We start from the raw sequence: 18,510 nt of genomic DNA on the forward strand, positions 1-18,510 counted from the left end.
TCTCCCCTCGAAGGGGTTGGCAGGACGTTAGGCAGCGCAACGTTGCAACCACGTTGCGTCACGTATGCCGGTGGTGGCCTCACGGCATACGCCCCCGCCTGTCGGGAACTGGGCACTCGACCAAAGCGGACGGCCGGCCTCCCAGTCGAGTGCCCAGTTCCCGACGTAGGAAAGTGGGCACTCGACTCGAGGGGGACGGGGCGGAACGGGTCAGGGTTTGCCGAGCTCGCGGTCGAGGCGCTGGATCTGGTTGTGCACGAGGGGCATGAGTGGCGATCCCGGGCCGAGCACCCGCGCCTGCGCCTGCCACATCTCGTAGTCGTCAGCGCCCGATGCGGACCGGGTCCACGCCGACATGAGGTCGGCGCGCCCGCTGCGGAGGATGGCCGTGCGCACGTCGCCCTCGATGCTCTCGCGCAGGCGGACCACCCCCGGCGCGACCGAGCGCGGCAGCAGCGGGCCGCGGTACGAGCGCATCGCGCTCGCCACGTCACCGGCCGCGAGGTGGGCCTCGACGGCGAGCCAGTCGCCGGCGAGCCCGGCGACGAGCCGGTAGGGCCTCGACGCGAGGAGGTCGTCACCGAGCAGGCTGCGCAGCCGGCCCATCTCGACGCGCAGGGTCGAGGCGCTGCTGTCCTCCTCGTAGAGCAGGATGGCGAGCTCGTCGCCCGAGAGCCCTCGCGGTGCCGACGCGAGCAGCAGCAGGATCTCGCTGTGGCGTGGGCTCAGGCGCACGGTCTGTCGGCGGCCGCGGCCGTCGTCGATCGTGAGCAGCGTGTCGTTGCGGCCGAGCGACTCCATCAGGACCGAGAGCCCCCCGCCGGCGGGCACCTCCGCCGACGCGGCGCTTCGGCACCGGACGAGCAGCTCCCTGGCGAGCTCGGACTCGGCCATCCGCGCGGCCGCCCGCACCATCGCCATGGTCTGCGGCACGCCGATCTCGTCGCCACCCGTGATGTCGAGGACGCCCAGGATGCTCTGGTCGGACGGGTCGTGGATCGTCGTCGCCGCGCAGCTCCAGTGCTGGACCGACCGACGGAAGTGCTCCGCCCCGAGGACGTTGACCGAGCGGTCGAGGCGCAGGGCCATGCCCGGGGCGTTGGTACCGGCGAGCCGCTCGTCCCAGTTGCTGCCCTCGACGAAGCCGATCGACTCGGCGCGGCGCAGGACACTCGGTGTGCCACACACCCAGAGCAGCTGCCCGGACGCGTCCGAGACCGCCATCACGGCGTCGCAGTCGCGGGCCGCCTGGCCGAGCACGTCGTCCAGCAGCGGGAACACCCTGGCGAGCGGATGCGCCGACCGGTGGTCGCGAAGGGCGTCACCGGGCAGCGTGATCGGGGCATCCACCGTGTCGACCTGCACGCCTGCCGCCGCGGACCTCAGCCACGAGTCGGCCACATGCGCGCGGACCCCGGTGCTGTCGGACTCGGGTCGCGTGGAGCTCTGCTCGTCGACGGGCATGCGCCGATTGTGCACACGGTTCGCACCGGATCGACAGGTTCGAGTGGAAAGCCATAGCCCGGTCCGACCGGACTCCCGACTGGTGGGTGGGACCAAAGGGTGGTCAAGCGCGTGTTTGAGGCGCACCATGAAAGGACCCGCCCGCAGGGTCCCGAGGGAAAGTCCGAGGAGCGACGATGTCACGACGAGCCCCCTTCGTCCCAGACGGTGTGCCAGTCCTGTCCCGAGGCCGGCACCGCAGCGCGCGCAAAGGCGCCTGCTTCATGGAGATGGCATCGTTCCTCGCCGGTGAACGCTGGAGCGACCATCCCGTGTGCACCCACCCGGTGCTCGCCACGCTGGCGCGCTGCGTCAACGACATGCTCGACGAGACGCACCGACAACGGCTCGTGACGATGATCCCCGAGGTGGTCGGCCTCAACCCCGACGACCCGCGCGTGCCGGCCGCTCTGGTGCTCATCGCCGCCCGGTCGGCGCTGCCGGTGTCGGCCGAGGAGCGGCAGAACGTCATGGCTCTCGCGATCCTCAACGCAGAGGGCGTTCTCGCCGAGCAGGACGGCCGCTCACCCGGGCAGCTGTCGAGGGCGTCCCGGGCGGCCCTGGCGACGTCGCCGGCAGCCGAACGCTGGGCACGCATCCACCTGGCCCGCCTCGGCTTCAACGCCGCAGCGGTGCGCCCGGCGAACGCTGCCAAGATCGTCGCCCTGGCGGTCGACGGCATCGCGCGCGCGTGCGTCGACGACCCCGAGGAGCGCCTGGTGCGACTGCTGCGCGACGCCATCGACGTCGTGGCCACCTTCGCCCCGCTCGTGCCGGCGCCGGTCACGGTCAGCTGGGCGCCTTCCGAGCCGCGCTCGACAGAGGCGACCTCGGACTCGGCGACGCGGCCCCTGGTCCGCTAGTCCGCACGCCGCGCTCGTGGCGCCCTGATCGGCCCACGCCCCGCGCTCTACCCGAGAACCGAAAGAGCAGTCCGTCACCTGTGGTGACGGACTGCTCTTTCGGTTCTCGCCGTGGACGGGAGGCTGTGGATCGCCCCTCTCGCGGACGCAGTGTTCTCTCGATCGCCCGTTCGGCGGTCTGGTGCCTCAGCGGGTCTCGCGGAAGTCGACGTGCTCGCGCGCGATGGGGTCGAACTTGCGCAGCACGAGCCGGTCGGGCTGGGTGCGGCGGTTCTTCGTCGTGACGTAGCTGAAGCCCGTGCCTGCCGTCGAGCGGAGGGTGACGACGGGACGCAGGTCAGTTCGCTTGGCCATGGGTGCTCCTTGAGGTTCGTGGTCGCACACTCTCGCGACGATCATGAGAACCATTATCGAGATCTCGGCATTCCCGAGCGGTATGCCAGAGGCCCCCGCACGCGTCGCGGGGGCCTCTGGCTGCAGGTTGCGTCAGGCGAGGCCGGCGCTGGCCAGCCAGGTCTTGGCGACCACGGCGGCGTCCTTCTTGTCGACGACGACCTGCTTGACCATGTCGGCGAGGGCCGGGGTGTCGAGCTTGGCGGAGACGGCGTTGAGCGCCGCCTTGACCGAGTCGGCCTTCTCGGTGCGCACGAGCGGCACGACGTTGTCGGAGCCGAAGAGGCTCTGCGGGTCGTCGAGCACGACGAAGCCGTTGGCCGCGATCGAGGGGTCGGTGCTGAAGATGTTGGCGGCCTTGACCTGACCGTTCTTCAGCGCCTCGACGGTCGCCTGGCTCTGGAGCGGGCGGAACTCCTTGGGCGTGATGTTGTAGACCGACTTGAGGCCGAGCAGGCCCTGCTGACGGGTCTTGAACTCGGCCGGGGCGCCGATGGTGAGGTCACCCTGGTGCGCGGCGAGGTCGGGGATCGCCTTGAGCGACCACTCGTTCGCGGTCTCCTTGGTGACGGCGAGCGAGTTCTTGTCCTGGGCGGCGGACTTGTCGAGAACGGTGAGTCCCTGCGGCACGACCTTCTGCAGGGCGGAGTAGACCTCGTCGGGCTGCGTGACCTTGGCGTTCTTGTCGTAGAAGTTGAGCAGCGACCCGGTGTACTCGGCGAGGATGTCGACCTCGCCCCCGGTGATGGCCTTGAGGTAGGTCTCGCGGCTGCCGATGTTGAACTGCCGCGTGACGGTGGTGCCCTTGGCCTCGAGGGCCTGCGCGTAGATCTCGCCGAGCAGGGCAGCCTCGGGGAAGTCGGCCGAGCCGATCTTGACCGAGCCGGCGGCACCGGTCGAGCCACCGGTGGAGCCGCCCGTCGAGCCGGCGCCCGGCTGCGTGGCGGGCGCGAGCGGGTCGCCGCCGCCACCGCAAGCGGCGAGCGGCACGACGGCAGCGAGGAGCAGTCCCGCGGCGAGGAAGCGAGTGCGTGTCATGGACGTTCCCTTTCGGATGGGCTGCCCACGAGGACGGCCGCCTGGTCTGGAGCGGTGGTGCGAGTTCGTGATCGGGCAACACGCGGAGTCCGCCCGGTGATTCCCGGCGAGACGGCCCGCTTCTCGAGGAGCGCCAGGATGCCGTCGGCCACGAGGGCCAGGGCGGCGACGAGGATCGAGCCGCAGACCATCTGGACGAAGTCGCGCGAGGCGAGACCGTCGATGAGGTAGCGACCGAGTCCGCCCAGGCTCACGGAGGCCGCGATGGTCGCGGTCGCGATGACCTGGAGCGTCGCGCTGCGCAGTCCGCTGAGGAAGAGGGGTAGCGCGATCGGCGCCTCCACCTTGGTCAGCACCTGCCAGCCCGTCATGCCCATCCCACGCGCCGCATCGCGCGCGGCGGGCTCGACGCTGTCGATGCCGGCATACGTGCCCGACAGCAGTGGCGGGATCGCGAGCAGGACGAGCACGGTGATGCTGGGGATGACGAACGCGAGGTCGCTCTTGATGAGCGGCCCCACGAACATCGACACCGCGAAGAGGAGCCCCAGCGTCGGAACGGCCCGGGCTGCGTTGGCGCCCGTGACCAGCCAACGCATTCGGCCTGAGTGGCCGACCCACGCACCGACCGGGACCGCCACGGCCAGGGCGATGAGCAGGGTGAGGCCGGTGTAGAGCAGGTGCTCGACCACGCGGTTCGGCACGCCGTCGACGCCCTGCCAGTGCGTGGGATCGGTGAACCAGCCCCAGATCGACGAGAAGCTCACGCGGCCACCACCCGGGTCCAGGGCGTCAGCAGCCGCGAGACGACCTGGATCACGAGGTCGAAGACGAGCGCGAGGAGCAGGCAGGCGATGATGCCGACCCACACCTCTGTCGGGAAGGTGCGGGCGTAGCCGTCGGTGAGGAAGTAGCCGAGCTGCGAGACCCCGATGAGCGAGGCGACGCTGACGATGCTCACGTTGCTCACGGCGGCGACCCTCAGGCCGGCGGCGATGACCGGGACCGCGAGCGGCAGGTCGACGGCCCGGAACCTGGCCACCGGGCCGTAGCCCATCGCCACAGCAGCCTGCCGGGTGGAGGCATCGACGGACGAGAGTCCGTCGGTGACGGTGCGGGTGAGCAGCGCGACGGTGTAGATCGTCATCGCGACGATGACGTTGACCGGGTCGAGGATCTTCGTGTCGAGGATCGGCGGGAGCAGGATGAACAGGGCCAGCGACGGGATCGTGTAGAGCAGCCCGGTGGTCGTGAGCAGCGGCGCCCGCAGCCACGCCGTGCGCGACGCGAGCCAGCCCAGCGGCAGGGCGATGACGAGGCCGAGCACGAGCGGCAGCCCAGCGAGCCAGGCGTGCTGGCCGGCCCGGGTGACGATGTCGCCGAGGTGGTCAAGCGCCCAGGTCACCGCGCGGTCGCTTCCTCGGTGGGGACCTCGGAGGCGCCGTCGCCGGACCGCTCGGCCGGGTGCTGCCCCCCGGGGGCGTATGCCGTGCGGTCGCGTCGCGCCTCGATCGCCGGCACGACCTCGGCGGCCGTGATGGTGCCCACCAGGCGACCGTCGTCGTCGGCGACGACACCACGGCCGCTGGGCGACGACAGGGCCGCGTCGAGCAGCGCCCGCAGGGAGCCCGACGTCGAGGCGACGGTGCCACCGCGATGGAGCAGGTTGCGTGTCACCTCGTGCTCGACAGCGGCAGCGCGGACCCAGCCCAGCGGCTCGCGGTCGTCACCCACGCACAGCACCCACGGCGTACCGAAGGCACGCACGTCGTCTGCCCCGGCCCCGAGACGGACGGTCGGCTCGTCGGCGAGCGACAGCTCGGGGGCGGCCGCGAACGACAGGGCGCGGTAGCCGCGGTCGCGCCCCACGAAACCGGCGACGAAGTCGTCGACAGGGTCGGCAAGCAGACGAGCCGGCGAGTCCAGCTGTGCGAGAACGCCGCCCACGCGCAACACCGCCACCTGGTCACCGAGCTTGACGGCCTCGTCGATGTCATGGGTGACGAAGAGGATCGTCTTGCCGAGCTCGGACTGCAGCCGCAGGAACTCGTTCTGCAGCTGCTCGCGCACGACGGGGTCGACGGCCGAGAACGGCTCGTCCATCAGCATGACCGGCGGGTCGGCCGCGAGCGCACGCGCGACGCCGACGCGCTGCTGCTGACCGCCCGAGAGCTGGGCCGGGTAGCGACGCGCCATGGCGGGGTCGAGGCCGACGCGCTCGATGAGCTCCATGGCACGGTCGCGGGCGGTCCTCTTGTCGGTGCCGAGCAGACGCGGCACGGTGGTGACGTTGTCGAGGACGGTTCGGTGGGGGAAGAGGCCGGCGTGCTGGATGACGTAGCCGATGCCCCGGCGCAGCTCGGCGACGTCGAGCGAGGCGGTGTCGCGCCCGTCGACCGAGATCGTGCCGGACGTGGGGACGATCATGCGGTTGACCATGCGCAGCGTGGTCGTCTTGCCGCAGCCGGAGGGCCCGACCAGCACGGTGATCTTGCCGGTGGGGGCCTCGAGCGTCAGGTCGTCGACGGCGACGGACCCCTGCCCCCCGTTGCCCCCGGACGAGTCGCCGTAACGCTTGGTCACGCCGTCGAAGCGGATCATGCCCCTCAACGTACCCGCCAGCACCCACGGCGCTGCGAACCTTCGCCTTACGGTCAGATGTCGATCGTGGCCCCGCCGGAGTGCACGACCTGCGCCACCACGGCGCCGACAGGCCCCGACCGCGGTTCGGCGGAGCCCCCGAGCTCGCGCGCGAACGTGGCTGCGACGGTCTCGGTGACGAGCGCAGTCCACAGCGGGGCGCGCACCAGCATGGCGTGGTCGGACCGGGCGACACGCACGAGCGTCGCGTCGAGGCCGTCCGCCCGCATCTTCTCGATGCGTTCACGCGACCTGCTCAGACCGCAGATGACGTCGCGGTCGCCGTGGATCACGACGGTGCGTCGTCCCTGCCCCGGCCACGGGTCGTCAGGCTCGATCCAGGGCGCGAGCGCCACGACGAGCCGCACGTCGTCCTCGTCGCCGAGGTGCATCGCGACGCGACCGCCCATCGAGTGGCCGACGAGGGCGACGGGAGTGCCGGGGTAGGTCTCACGCACCTGTCGCAGCGCCCACTGCGCGTCGACGACAGGCATGTTCTCGGAGCCGTTCCAGCCGCGCACGCGAAAGCGCAGGCGCGCGACGGCGACCGGGCCCGGGATCTTGCGCAGCGCGCGGGCGAACGGCACGAGCCGGGCCACGTTGTGCGACCAGGGGTGGTTGGGCTCGAAGCCGTCGACCGCGCCGCCGTGCATGACGAGGACCACCACCCCGGCAGCGGCGGGCTGCGCGTCCCACGAGAGGGACGCGAGCGGCATACGGGAGTCGGCGCGGGTCGGCCCGGACGTGGTGCTCACACCTGCGTGCGGTGGAAGTTCTTGAACGAGCGGCTCGCTGTCGGGCCGCGCTGGCCCTGGTAGTGGGAGCCGTATGCCGCTGAGCCGTACGGGTTCTCGGACGGCGAGCTGAGCCGGAAGAAGCAGAGCTGGCCGATCTTCATGCCGGGGTAGAGCATGATCGGCAGCGTCGCGACGTTGGACAGCTCGAGCGTGACGTGACCGCTGAAGCCGGGGTCGACGAATCCGGCCGTGGCGTGGGTCAGCAGGCCGAGCCGGCCGAGCGAGCTCTTGCCCTCGACGCGGGCGGCGAGGTCGTCTGGGAGCGTCACGGCCTCGAGGGTCGAACCCAGCACGAACTCGCCCGGGTGCAGCACGAACCCCTCCTCGCCGGGGCCGACCTCGACCAGGCGCGTCAGGTCGGGCTGCTCGGCCGCCGGGTCGATGTAGGGGTACTTGTGGTTGTCGAAGAGCCGGAAGAACTTGTCCAGCCGGACGTCGATGCTCGACGGTTGGACCATCTTCGGGTCCCACGGGTCGAGCACGACCCGCTCGGCGGCGATCTCGGCCCTGATGTCCTTGTCGGAGAGCAGCACGGGTCGAGGCTATAACGCGGTGCTCGAAACACTCCCCCGCTCCTGCCCTGTGGACCCCGCGCGCCGCCTATCGTCACGTCATGGACCCCTCGAACGCCGCCTCGCCACCGCCGTCCGTCGAGCCGCTCCTCGACGACCTCCACCGCGTCGTGCGGGCCGTGCTCGAACGGGTCCCGAGCGACGGAGACGGCCCACGCCTCGTCGACGTCCTTGCCGCGCACCTCGGGGTGCAACCACGCGCGCTGGCGGTCGTCGCGCAGCCGGTGCCCCCGCACCGGATGGTCGACGCGGACCTGGCCCTCACCGAGGTGTCGGAGGGCGACCCCGACCGCACGGTCGTCGGGATCGCGGGCGACATGCGCCACCACATGTCACTCGGCGACCTGGTCCAGGGGCTGCACGGGTCGGGGCTGCCGGTCGGGCAGGTGGACTACGACCGCATGCCGACCGGTCCGGGCAAGGACGACCAGCGGCAGGTGGTCACGTCGGGCATCCGCCTCTTCCGGTTCGAGGGCTTCCCCGTCGCCGTGCGCCAGCAGGGCGCCAACCGCCAGTTCGGTCGCGAGCTGGGGAGCATCGAGGTGATGGGTGCCGACCGCGACCTCTCCGAGGCACTCATGGCTCGGGTGCAGCAGCTCATGGACGAGCGGAGCATCCTCCGCGGCCAGGTCATCACGTTCGGCACCGATCCCTACGGCCCGGGCATCTCCGGCGTGACGTTCGTGGCGCGCCCGACGGTCGACGCGGGCGCGGTGGTGCTGCCGGAGGGCCTGCTCGAGCGGGTGTCGCACCACGTCATCGGCATGGGCGAGCAGCGCGAGCGGCTGCTCGCCCACGGCCAGCACCTCAAGCGTGGCGTCCTGCTCTACGGTCCGCCCGGCACCGGCAAGACGCACACCGTGCGCCACCTGCTGTCGGCGACGCCCGGCACGACAGCGGTGCTGCTGAGCGGCGGCTCGCTGCGCTTCATCCACGACGCCGCCAAGGTGGCCCGGGCGCACCAGCCCGCCATCGTCGTCCTCGAGGACTGCGACCTCGTCGCCGAGGACCGCTCCTTCTCCATGGGCGCCTCACCCCTGCTCTTCGAGGTGCTCGACGCGCTGGATGGCCTCGACGCGGACGCCGACGTGGCCTTCGTGCTGACGACCAACCGTGTCGAGGACCTCGAGGTGGCCCTGTCGCAGCGGCCCGGGCGTGTCGACCTCGCGGCCGAGATCCCGCTGCCCGACCTCGAGGGCCGGCTCGAGCTGCTGCACCTCTACGGCGGCCACCTCTTCGGCCACGAGGCCATGTCGGCCGCTGCCGCCCGCACCGAGGGCACCACCGCGTCGTTCACGAAGGAGCTCGTGCGGCGGGCGGTGCTCGCCGCGGCATTGGCCGACGAACAGCCGGCCGACGACCACCTCGGCCTGGCCCTCGACGAGCTGCTCTCGGACTCCCAGCGGCTCACGCGAAGCCTGCTGGGCGTCGGGTCGGGCGAGCCGGCAGACGGCGGAGCGGGCGGCCCTGGGGGTGAGCCGTCAGGCGGCCCCATGGGCCTGCCGGCCGGCTTTCCGCACAGACCAGGTCGCGTGGTCTCGACGTTCGGCTACTCCGCCGACGGCGGCATCACCCACTCGGGCTGAGCCGTATGCCCGCGAGACGGCATACCTCCTCGGCGAACAGTGCGTCAGTGTTGCGCCACGCGCAACACTGACGCACGCCTCAGCCGGCGAAAGCGCGCACCGGCACCCCGGGCACGCCGACGCGCACCCGGAAGAGGGCACCGGCCGCGGGCTCCGGGTCGTCGAGGTTCTCGCGGGACGTCGTGATGAACAGGTCGCGAAGGTCGTCGCCGCCGAACGTGCAGGCCGTCGTGAGCCGCACGGGCAGCTCGACCTCGGCGAGCACGTCGCCGGCCGGCGAGTGGCAGCGCACCCGGCCGGCGCCGTTGAGCGCGACCCAGACGTTGCCGGCGCTGTCGACCGTGAGGCCGTCGGGATGGCCGAGGTCGTGGGTGACGAACGGTCGACGGTTCGTCAGCTCGCCGTCGACGACGTCGAAGACGTCTGTGCGACCCGTCGGGGTGTCGTCGTAGTAGGCGTGACGGCCGTCGGGCGAGAGGTCGATGCCGTTGGAGATCGTCACGTCGGGTAGCACCGTGGCGACCGCACCCTCGGCGTCGACGCGGTAGAGGGTGGCGGTGCCTGGCACCCGGTCGTAGCCCATCGTCCCCGCCCACAGCCGGCCCCGGCCGTCGACGCCGCCCTCGTTCATGCGTGTCGACGGGTCGTCCCAGAGGTCCATCCACGGCTCGGGTATGCCGTCCGGGTCGTCCGCGAGCGACAGCCCGCGCTCGGTCGCGACCACCCAGCCACCCCGCGCGCGAGGGCGCAGGAACGCGGCCACGTCGCCGACGTGCATCCGGTCGACCGAGCCGTCGGCACGCAGCGTGAGGACGTCACCGGCGAGCATGTCGACCCAGCGCAGACCACCCCACGTCGACGACCAGACGGGGCCCTCGCCGTGGTAGCAGAGCGCGTCGGTAACCTGCTCGGGCACACCCTCGACCAGACCGGCCTCGGTGGGACCCATCAGTCCCACCACACGCCGACGTAGTGGTGTCCCTCCGGCACGCCAGGCGCGTCGACCAGCCAGTCAGCGCCCTCCGCCGGGCCACCGCTCGACTCGGTGTCGGCGTCGATCGTCATCGCGTCGACCTCGTCGGGCTGCAGTGTGGTGATGACGGCCAACCCACTGGCGTAAGGCCATTCGTCGTCGGGAAAGTCCTCGAACTCCAGCACGTCGAGCTCGACCCGGACGTCGTGCACCTCAGGGTGCGAGCGCAGGTCGAGCAGCACCTTGCGCACCGCGGCGAGCGGCACGTCCTCCGGCCGGTTGGGTGCGATGCTCCACTCGCAGTCGTTGCCGTCGAAGAACTGCTCGAGGGTCACCGCCACCTGCGCCGTGGCTCCCCCACGCCCGCGGACGTGGTCGACGAAGGCGGACTGCTTGGTCAGATCCATGACGGTCGTGGGCCCCTGGGGTCGCGGTCAGTGCGCTGGCGCGGCGTCGGCTACACTGACGCCGCGTGCCGCCTCGCGAGCCCTTGCAGGGCACCAGCCGGCGGCCCGTGCGAGCGTAGCTCAATGGTAGAGCGCCAGCTTCCCAAGCTGGATACGCGGGTTCGATTCCCGTCGCTCGCTCCATCCATGACGGAGCCGCAGGTGGGAAAGCATTCCCTACCTGCGGCTCCTTCATCCGGTCCTGTGCCCGTCGCGACCGCCGAGGCGGTCCACCCCGGGGGAGGATGGCCCGCGCGGAGGGGTCGACGTGGCGGCATGAGGGTCTGAACGGGTCGTGGGGGGAACGGCCCGTCGGGGTCCCTGACGGCCACGCTGGCGTGGGCACCGGCCCGTCGTGACGGTGGACCGGACGACCATGTGCGCGAGAGATGAGCCCTGCTGGGAGGTCTGTTCCGGGCTAGCGCACCCGGCCGGCCACCCAGGCGCTGGTCCACAGCTTCGAGAGCTGCACGCGCTGGCCCGGTCGCGGCGAGTGCCAGACCTTGCCGCTGCCCGCGTACACCCCGACGTGGTAGGCGCGTCCGGCGCTCATGAAGAAGACGAGGTCGCCGGCGAGGATGTTGGACTTGGCCACCCGCACGGTCCTCAGGCGCTGGGCGTTCGCCGTGCGGGGCAGCGCGACGTGCAAGCGGGTCCGGTAGACGTAGTAGATGAGGCCGGAGCAGTCGAACGCGTACGGTCCGGCAGCACCCCAACGGTAGGGCTTGCCCCTCTGCGCGGCCGTGAGGCGAAGCGCCTGGATGCGACGCGGGACGGCGGCCACGGGAGCGGAGGCCACGTTGACAGTCTTCTTCGGCGCTGCCTTGACGGCTTGCGGAGCCGCGGCAGGCGGCGCCGTCGTGGAGGCGGGCGGTGCGCCGCCGGTGCCCACGAGGAGCGCGGCGCCGAGCAGCGGGGTGAGGGCGAGGGACTGGAGCGGCAGTCGTCGTGCGGGGCGCCGGTGGCGCCCGGGTCGTGCAGGTCGTGCGGGGCGTGCAGGACTCGAAGCGGGCATGGTCGGGTTCCTTCCCACGCCTTCGAGGTGAGCTGTCGGGTTCGGGCAGAAGTGGCCCGGCCGCATGTCGCGGCTTCACCCCAAGAACCGGTCCTAGCCGGCCCAGAAAGTGGGTCCCCCGCTCCTGTCCGCGTGATGCGCAACTGCCCCGACCGGCGGACAGGACTCGGCGTACCGGCGGGCCGGCCGGGGAGGACCCCGGCCGATGAACTGCATCGACGGTCGCAGACGAATCGTTGAACCGTGTAGGTCACGGCTCGATATCGGCAGATGTTGCCAAGACAAACCTCCTCAAGGCGGGTTTTCGGACGGCCACACACGAAACCGTCCGAAAACGACTGGACCGTTGACAGGCTTCCGGCGCACGATGGACGCCGCTCCGCACCGGAGTCGTCAGTCGTCAGCGGGAGGTCCCGCGGAGGGGTGGGTGGCCTCCATGGCCTGCTCAGCGGTCACGGTCCCGCGTCACCTCACCCACCCCGGCTGACCGGGTCACCCGGTCCTGCCCCACTGACAGGAACACCGTGAAACCACTGACAGACAACGAGATTCGCACCGCCCTCGTAAACTGCTCGCGCCGCGAGGCGAAGCAGGCCAGCATCCCGGGCAACCTCGAGACCCTCCCCTGGGAGCAGCTCGACTTTCTAGGCTGGGTCGACCGCAGCAACCCCCAGAGGGCGTATGCCGTCGTGCCCGTCGGTGACGAGGCCGTGGCCTTCGTCCTTCGGGCGTCGGAGCACACGCGCAAGGCGAGGGCCATGTGCGCCTGGTGCGAGGACGCTTTCGCCACGGCCGACGTGCGGCTGTGGGTCGCGCGCCGGGCCGGCGCCGCCGGGCGCGAGGGCAACAGCCTCGGCACTCTCGTCCACGCCGACTTCAGCTGCTCCCAGCACGTGAGCCGCCCGCCGAACGCGATGGAGGGCGGGCTCGACGCGGCCTCGCTCGTCGACCGGCGCGTGGAGGAGCTCCGGGCGCGATCGTCCGCCTTCGCGCGTCGGGTCCGCGACGGCTCCTGACTCGGCGCCGATGTCCTGAGGTCCACGAGCCAGCCCGCGTCAGGGCATCGGCTCGACGGGCTCTCCCGACAGCACGCCGTCCATGATCCGGCGCCAGATCGGGGCGGCGTAGCAGGCGCCGGTCATCGAGGCGCACGACTTGCCTGCCATCGACACGTTGAACATGTGCCGAGTCGGGTGGACCGGGTTGCCCACCCACACAGCGGTGGCCAGCTGCGGCGTGTAGCCGACGAACCACGACTGCGCATTGCCGTCGGACGTGCCGGTCTTGCCGGCGGTCGGCCGCCCGGGCAGCTGGTTGAGGATGCCCGACCCGTGCGTCATGTTGTACTCCAGGTACTGGGTCGCCTGGTCGACGGCGTCCGGGTCGGCCACCTGCCTGCAGGCCGGAGGCGGCGCCCACAGCGTGCGACCACCCTGCACGACACTCGAAACCGGGTGGACGTCGCAGACGGTGCCGTGGTCGGCGAGTCCGGCGTACGCCTCGGCCATAGTCTGGGGCGAGACAGCCTGCGCGCCGAGCACCACCTGTGGCGGGTAGGTGCCGAGGGGCTGTCCGTCACCACCGTGGATGCCGAACGCCGTCATCGTGGAGTGGATCGCGCACACGCCGATGCGGCTCGCGAGGGCCACGAAGGCGGTGTTCGTCGACTGCGCCGTCGCCTGCTTGAGCGACATGGAGCCCCCCTTCCACGGCTCGTCGTTGTAGACCGACCATGGGCTGCCGACTCCGCACGGTTGGGGAAACTGCTTGGCGCTGAAGGTTGCCGGGTGGTGGTTGTCGGCGGCTGGCGCGTTCACGGAGGCGCGGGTGCCCAACCCCTGCTTCATCGCGGTGACGAGCGCGAAGGCCTTGGCGGTCGACCCGAACTGGAACCCGCCAGACCCTCCGTAGCGACGGTCGACGGCGTAGTCGAGCTCCGTCGAGCCGGTGCGTGATCCGTACGTCGTGTCCTGGCCGAGGCCGAGCACCGCTCCGGTGCCCGGCTCGGTGACGAAGGCAGCGGCGGCGACGCCCAACGCGTTGTGCTCGGGCGCGACCGCGCGCAGGGACGCGTCGACGGTGCGCTGCACCGACGGGTCGAGGGTGGTGCGGATCGTCAGGCCGCCCTGGAAGAGCAGATCTCGACGGGCCTGCTCCGTCGGGCCGAGGGCGGGCTGCTGCTCGAGCCACGCGATGACGAAGGAGCAGAAGTAGGGGTCTTGGGACGCGCCGCAGGTCGCCGGAGGGCGCGTGACGTCGAGGTCACGCGAGAGCGGGTGCCTGACGGCCGCGGCATACTGCGCCGGCGTCAGCTCGTCGAGCGCCTTCATCCGCGTCAGCACGACGTTGCGACGCGCCTGCGCCGCGCCCGGGTGGTGCACGGGGTCGGTGGTGCTGGGGCTCTGGACGAGCCCCGCGAGGGTCGCAGCCTCGGTGAGGGTGAGGGCGCTGGCGTGCACGCCGAAGTAGTGGCGGGCGGCGGCCTCGACGCCGTAGGCGCCGTCGCCGTAGTAGGCGAGGTTGAGGTAGCCCTGCAGGATCTGGTCCTTGGTCCACGAGCGTTCGAGGGCGACGGCATAGCGCAGGTCGATGAGCTTGCGCGGGATCGTCTTGGCGACGGCCGCCCGCGCAGCAGCGTCCTGCCCCTGCCGCAGCGCCTGCTCCTGGAGTGAGAGCTTGACGAACTGCTGCGTGAGCGTGGACGCGCCCTCGCTGGCCTGACCGGTGCGCAGGTCCTCGACGACGGCACGGGTCAGGCCCTGCAGGTCGATGGCGCCGTGGTCGTAGAAGCGGCTGTCCTCGATGGCCACCTGGGCGGTGCGCATGACCGGGGCCACCCGCGACAGGTCGACGACGACGCGGTCCTGGTCCTGGGGTGTGGCGATGACCGAGCCGTCGGCGGCCAGGATCCGTGACCCCTGCGCGAGCTGGGCCATGGTGAAGGTGCTCGGCAGGTCCAGGAAGGCGTCGCTTCCGGCGTTCGACAGCCCGCCGAGGGCCGCCACTGCAGGCGTCCACAGGCCGGCCGCCAACAGCCCGGCCGACACCGCGGCCGCGACGAAGGCCGCGAGCGTGCGGGCCGTTCGTCCGAGGTCGCCGCGTCGTCCGGTCACAGGCAACGATAGGCGCGCGACTCCGACGGCTCGCTGCGCGTGGGCTGGGAGCCGGCTGCCTCGCGGTGGCCGGCCTCCGGCGTGCCGGTTTGGACGACGACACCCGACTGTTGCTACGGTTGCGACGCCTCGCAGGCGTAGTTCAGTAGCAGAACAGCCCTCTTCCAGGGGGAAGACGTACGTGCAATTCGTGCCGCCTGCTCCAACGCGAAGGGCCCGGTCCTGTCGGACCGGGCCCTTCCGCATGCCCGGCAGCCGCGATGCGCGGCGTGGCCGAGTCCGTGGCCCGCGGCCCGCGGCCCGCGGCCCGGATGGGACGCGACGGGGCGAGCGGTTCTCGACGGCACCACCCCGGCGCGTGCACACGCACGCGGGCCGCGGCAGCCGGGATACGACGCGCGGGAGTGCGTGGCGCAACCGTGACCTGTTGCCCTTGCGATTCGTTACCGGTCAGTAGCATCATGGAAGTGACCGGCCAGTAACTTGGCGCGCCCGCCGACGCGGACGCACGACGAGCGACAGAACGTGGAGGGTCCCGATGGGCCACTACAAGAGCAATGTGCGCGACCTCGAGTTCAACCTCTTCGAGGTCTTCAACCGTCAGGATGTCCTCGGGCAGGGCATCTACGCCGACGTCGACGTCGACGCGGCGAAGGACATCCTCCGCGAGGTCTCACGCCTGGCTGAGCACGAGCTGGCCGACAGCCTGCTCGACAGCGACCGCAACCCTCCCGTGTACGACCCCGCCACCCAGACCGTGACGATGCCCGACTCGTTCAAGAAGTCGTTCAAGGCCTACGTCGACGGCGACTGGGGCAACCTCGACGTGCCGGCCGAGCTCGGCGGCATGGTCGTCCCCGCCTCGCTGCGCTGGTCCGTCGCCGAGATGGTGTGCGGCGCCAACCCGGCGATCCACATGTTCACGGCGAGCTACTCGTTCGCCAACCTGCTGTGGCACCTCGGCACCGACGACCAGAAGAAGCTCGCGAAGCACATCGTCGACAAGGCCTGGCACACGACGATGGTGCTCACCGAGCCCGACGCCGGCTCCGACGTCGGCGCCGGCCGCACCAAGGCCGTCAAGCAGCCCGACGGCACGTGGCACATCAGCGGCGTCAAGCGCTTCATCACCTCGGCCGAGTCCGACATGGTCGACAACGTCGTGCACTACGTCCTCGCCCGCCCCGAGGGAGCCGCGCCCGGCACGAAGGGCCTCTCGCTCTTCATCGTGCCGAAGTTCCACGTCGACCTCGAGACCGGCGAGCTCGGCGAGCGCAACGGCGCCCACGTCACCAACGTCGAGCACAAGATGGGCCTCAAGGTCAGCACGACGTGCGAGGTCACCTTCGGCGAGCACGAGCCCGCCGTCGGAACCCTCCTCGGCGACGTGCACGACGGCATCGCGCAGATGTTCAAGGTCATCGAGAACGCCCGGATGTTCGTGGGCACCAAGGCGATCGCCACGCTCTCGACCGGCTACCTCAACGCCCTCGAGTACGCCAAGGAGCGCGTCCAGGGCGCCGACCTCACGCAGATGACCGACAAGTCGGCCCCGCGCGTCCCCATCACCCATCACCCCGACGTGCGCCGGTCGCTCATGCTGCAGAAGGCGTACGCCGAGGGCCTGCGCGCGCTGGTCGTCTACACCGCGAGCCAGCAGGACACCGTCAACCAGGCCCAGGCCGGCAACCCCGCGGCACCCCTCGCGAAGGGCTCCGACGCAGAGCTCGCCAACAAGATCAGCGACCTCATGCTGCCGATCGTCAAGGGCCTCGGCTCCGAGCGCGCCTGGGTGCTGCTGGGCACCGAGTCGCTCCAGACCTACGGCGGCTCGGGCTTCCTGCAGGACTACCCGATCGAGCAGTACGTCCGCGACGCCAAGATCGACACGCTCTACGAGGGCACGACCGCCATCCAGGGCCTCGACTTCTTCTTCCGCAAGATCGTGCGCGACAAGGGCGCCGCCCTCCAGCACGTCGCCGGGCAGATCCAGGAGTTCGCCAAGGACCTCGGCGGCTCGCTCGACACCGAGCGCGAATTGCTCGGCAAGGCCCTCGAGGACATCCAGGGCATCGTCGGGACGATGATCACGACGCTCATGCAGAGCGATCCGCGCATGGGCGGCGATGTCGCCAACCTCTACAAGGTCGGCCAGAACACGACCCGCCTGCTGCTGTCGGCCGGTGACCTCGTCGTCGGCTGGCTGCTGCTGCGCCAGGCCGAGGTCGCGCAGGCCGCGATCGACGGCGGCGCCTCCGGCAAGGACGCCGACTTCTATCGCGGCAAGGTCGCCGCGGCCTCGTTCTACGCCAAGAACGTCCTGCCGAAGATCGCGGCCGAGCGCGCCATCGCCGAGGCCACCGACAACGACCTCATGGACGTGCCCGAGTCCGCCTTCTGAGCGGGAGAACACTCCGTCACCCCCGGAGACCCGTCGAGAGAGCAGTTCGTCCCGCATGTGGAGACGAACTGCTCTTTCGATTGACGGGCGGCTGAGCGAGGTCAGAGCTTGCGCTGGTAGGCCGGGCAGAGCTCGACGATGCGGAAGCCGAGGTCCTCGTTGATCGAGACCATCCACGAGTTCGTGTCGTCGTTGCCCGTGACGACGCGCTGCCGCTCGGGGTGGTCGGTCTGCAGGCGCCGCAGGTTCTCGACCTTGACCGCCATGCCGAGCCGTCGACCGCGGTGGGCCTTGTGCACCAAGGTTCCCCACTGCCAGGCGACCGACGGCGCACCCGACGGCAGCATGAGGTCGGTGTAGGCGACGACGTCACCCGTGGCCTCGTGGACCGCGACCGTCGTCAGGCGCACGCGTCCCTGCTGCCGGAACAGCTCGAGGTACTCCTCGTACCGCTCGGGCGTCAGCGACTCCTCCTCGAAGTCGATGTCGCCGGTCGGGGCGTCGACCGCCAGCTGGTTCATGACCGCGCACAGGGAGGGCTGGAGCTCGGGAGGCACACCGCCGACGTGGGTCTCGAGGCGATAGTCCCCCTCCCACCGCGCGCGGGCGCGGTCGGCGTACGTGCCGAGCAGGTCCTCCGCCACGGGCAGCGACAGGTGCCGCATGATCTCGGTGTTGCTCAGGTGATAGCCGTGCTTCTCCGCGAAGCGCCGGTACGCGTGGTCGTCGGCGTCGGCCGGAACCATCAGGTCGGTGACGAGCGTCGGCCGCGACTCCTCGCGGGCACGGGCCACGATGCGGTCGAGCAGGGCCGAGCCGGCCCCCCGTCGTCGGTGGGCCGGGTCGACCTGGACGTCGTGCCAGGCCATCGAGGTGTTGTCGCTCATCGGCAGCCAGATCGTGGCGACTCCGATCAGCTCGTCGCCGTCCCAGGCGCCCCACATCTCCATGCGCTCGGCCTCGTCGACGTGCCGCCACTCGACGAGCGTCTCAGCGAGAGAAGGCGGCTGGTGCCAAGGCCGCTGGTGGTCCTTGCTCGCGATGATGACGTCGTACGCCCGGGCGCACACCTCGTCGTCGTGCACGTCGATGAGCCTCGTGTCCATGCCTCGACGGTAGGGGCGCCGATCCTGCTGTGCCATCGAGTTTCCGTCGCACGCCATCGATGTA

At 71.0% G+C, this 18,510-nt stretch carries 17 protein-coding genes, 2 tRNA genes and 1 riboswitch; of the genes, 6 read left to right on the top strand and 13 right to left on the bottom strand.

The window, feature by feature from the left end; translation table 11 throughout:
- Nucleotides 1-210: 210 nt before the first annotated feature.
- A complete protein-coding gene (locus tag AB4091_RS04190; protein WP_442290467.1) occupies nucleotides 211-1,464 on the bottom strand; it encodes a GAF domain-containing protein in 1,254 nt (417 codons plus the stop codon).
- A 263-nt stretch (nucleotides 1,465-1,727) separates the two neighbouring features.
- Here AB4091_RS04190 and AB4091_RS04195 point away from each other — a divergent pair, with 263 nt between their 5' ends.
- Nucleotides 1,728-2,366, top strand: coding sequence for a hypothetical protein (locus tag AB4091_RS04195; protein ID WP_442290468.1), 639 nt, complete (start codon nucleotides 1,728-1,730; stop codon nucleotides 2,364-2,366).
- A gap of 186 nt (nucleotides 2,367-2,552) precedes the next feature.
- Here AB4091_RS04195 and rpmG read toward each other — a convergent pair whose 3' ends face one another.
- From rpmG to dcd, 7 genes are all read right to left on the bottom strand, one after another.
- Nucleotides 2,553-2,720, bottom strand: a complete 168-nt coding sequence (gene rpmG / locus AB4091_RS04200; RefSeq protein WP_386054516.1) for a 50S ribosomal protein L33 — start codon at nucleotides 2,718-2,720, stop codon at nucleotides 2,553-2,555.
- A gap of 132 nt (nucleotides 2,721-2,852) precedes the next feature.
- Complete coding sequence (locus AB4091_RS04205) at nucleotides 2,853-3,797, bottom strand: ABC transporter substrate-binding protein (RefSeq protein ID WP_442290469.1); 945 nt, start codon at nucleotides 3,795-3,797, stop codon at nucleotides 2,853-2,855.
- On the bottom strand, nucleotides 3,794-4,564 hold the full coding sequence (locus AB4091_RS04210; RefSeq protein ID WP_442290470.1) for an ABC transporter permease: 771 nt from the start codon (nucleotides 4,562-4,564) through the stop codon (nucleotides 3,794-3,796). Before AB4091_RS04210 ends, AB4091_RS04205 begins: the two co-directional genes overlap by 4 nt.
- A complete protein-coding gene (locus tag AB4091_RS04215; RefSeq protein WP_442290471.1) occupies nucleotides 4,561-5,202 on the bottom strand; it encodes an ABC transporter permease in 642 nt (213 codons plus the stop codon). Before AB4091_RS04215 ends, AB4091_RS04210 begins: the two co-directional genes overlap by 4 nt.
- On the bottom strand, nucleotides 5,199-6,398 hold the full coding sequence (locus AB4091_RS04220) for an ABC transporter ATP-binding protein (RefSeq protein WP_442290472.1): 1,200 nt from the start codon (nucleotides 6,396-6,398) through the stop codon (nucleotides 5,199-5,201). Before AB4091_RS04220 ends, AB4091_RS04215 begins: the two co-directional genes overlap by 4 nt.
- A gap of 53 nt (nucleotides 6,399-6,451) precedes the next feature.
- Nucleotides 6,452-7,192, bottom strand: coding sequence for an alpha/beta hydrolase (locus AB4091_RS04225; protein WP_442290473.1), 741 nt, complete (start codon nucleotides 7,190-7,192; stop codon nucleotides 6,452-6,454).
- Nucleotides 7,189-7,767: a dCTP deaminase gene (dcd, locus tag AB4091_RS04230; RefSeq protein ID WP_442290474.1), complete on the bottom strand. Its 579-nt coding sequence runs from the start codon at nucleotides 7,765-7,767 to the stop codon at nucleotides 7,189-7,191. Before dcd ends, AB4091_RS04225 begins: the two co-directional genes overlap by 4 nt.
- An 80-nt stretch (nucleotides 7,768-7,847) precedes the next feature.
- Here dcd and AB4091_RS04235 point away from each other — a divergent pair, with 80 nt between their 5' ends.
- On the top strand, nucleotides 7,848-9,392 hold the full coding sequence (locus AB4091_RS04235) for an AAA family ATPase (RefSeq protein ID WP_442290475.1): 1,545 nt from the start codon (nucleotides 7,848-7,850) through the stop codon (nucleotides 9,390-9,392).
- A 79-nt stretch (nucleotides 9,393-9,471) separates the two neighbouring features.
- On the opposite strand, the gene AB4091_RS04240 is transcribed toward AB4091_RS04235, so the two are convergent.
- Together AB4091_RS04240 and AB4091_RS04245 are read right to left on the bottom strand one after the other, a co-directional pair.
- A complete protein-coding gene (locus AB4091_RS04240) occupies nucleotides 9,472-10,341 on the bottom strand; it encodes an SMP-30/gluconolactonase/LRE family protein (protein WP_442290476.1) in 870 nt (289 codons plus the stop codon).
- Nucleotides 10,341-10,772: a hypothetical protein gene (locus tag AB4091_RS04245; protein ID WP_442290477.1), complete on the bottom strand. Its 432-nt coding sequence runs from the start codon at nucleotides 10,770-10,772 to the stop codon at nucleotides 10,341-10,343. Before AB4091_RS04245 ends, AB4091_RS04240 begins: the two co-directional genes overlap by 1 nt.
- Nucleotides 10,773-10,881: 109 nt before the next feature.
- On the opposite strand from AB4091_RS04245, the gene AB4091_RS04250 reads away from it, so the two are divergent.
- Nucleotides 10,882-10,955, top strand: a tRNA-Gly gene (locus AB4091_RS04250).
- 274 nt (nucleotides 10,956-11,229) lie between these two features.
- Here the strand turns inward: AB4091_RS04250 and AB4091_RS04255 are convergent.
- Nucleotides 11,230-11,826: a C40 family peptidase gene (locus AB4091_RS04255; protein WP_442290478.1), complete on the bottom strand. Its 597-nt coding sequence runs from the start codon at nucleotides 11,824-11,826 to the stop codon at nucleotides 11,230-11,232.
- Nucleotides 11,827-11,828: 2 nt separating this feature from the next.
- Nucleotides 11,829-11,976: riboswitch (cyclic di-AMP (ydaO/yuaA leader) on the bottom strand.
- Nucleotides 11,977-12,350: 374 nt separating this feature from the next.
- Here AB4091_RS04255 and AB4091_RS04260 point away from each other — a divergent pair.
- Nucleotides 12,351-12,842 (top strand): FBP domain-containing protein, encoded by a 492-nt coding sequence (locus AB4091_RS04260; protein ID WP_442290479.1) that lies wholly within the window; start codon nucleotides 12,351-12,353, stop codon nucleotides 12,840-12,842.
- 39 nt (nucleotides 12,843-12,881) lie between these two features.
- Here the strand turns inward: AB4091_RS04260 and AB4091_RS04265 are convergent, their stop codons facing one another.
- Nucleotides 12,882-14,939, bottom strand: coding sequence for a transglycosylase domain-containing protein (locus AB4091_RS04265; RefSeq protein ID WP_442290480.1), 2,058 nt, complete (start codon nucleotides 14,937-14,939; stop codon nucleotides 12,882-12,884).
- A 131-nt stretch (nucleotides 14,940-15,070) separates the two neighbouring features.
- On the opposite strand from AB4091_RS04265, the gene AB4091_RS04270 reads away from it, so the two are divergent.
- Together AB4091_RS04270 and AB4091_RS04275 are read left to right on the top strand one after the other, a co-directional pair.
- Nucleotides 15,071-15,144: transfer RNA gene (locus tag AB4091_RS04270), tRNA-Gly, on the top strand.
- A 333-nt stretch (nucleotides 15,145-15,477) separates the two neighbouring features.
- Nucleotides 15,478-17,340, top strand: coding sequence for an acyl-CoA dehydrogenase (locus AB4091_RS04275; RefSeq protein ID WP_442290481.1), 1,863 nt, complete (start codon nucleotides 15,478-15,480; stop codon nucleotides 17,338-17,340).
- A gap of 101 nt (nucleotides 17,341-17,441) precedes the next feature.
- Here AB4091_RS04275 and AB4091_RS04280 read toward each other — a convergent pair whose 3' ends face one another.
- The gene (locus tag AB4091_RS04280; protein ID WP_442290482.1) at nucleotides 17,442-18,446 is read right to left on the bottom strand and encodes a GNAT family N-acetyltransferase; all 1,005 of its coding nucleotides are present in this window, start codon (nucleotides 18,444-18,446) and stop codon (nucleotides 17,442-17,444) included.
- Nucleotides 18,447-18,510: the final 64 nt, after the last annotated feature.

The sequence above is a fragment of the Terrabacter sp. 2RAF25 genome, assembly GCF_052115265.1.
Lineage (GTDB): Bacteria > Actinomycetota > Actinomycetes > Actinomycetales > Dermatophilaceae > Terrabacter.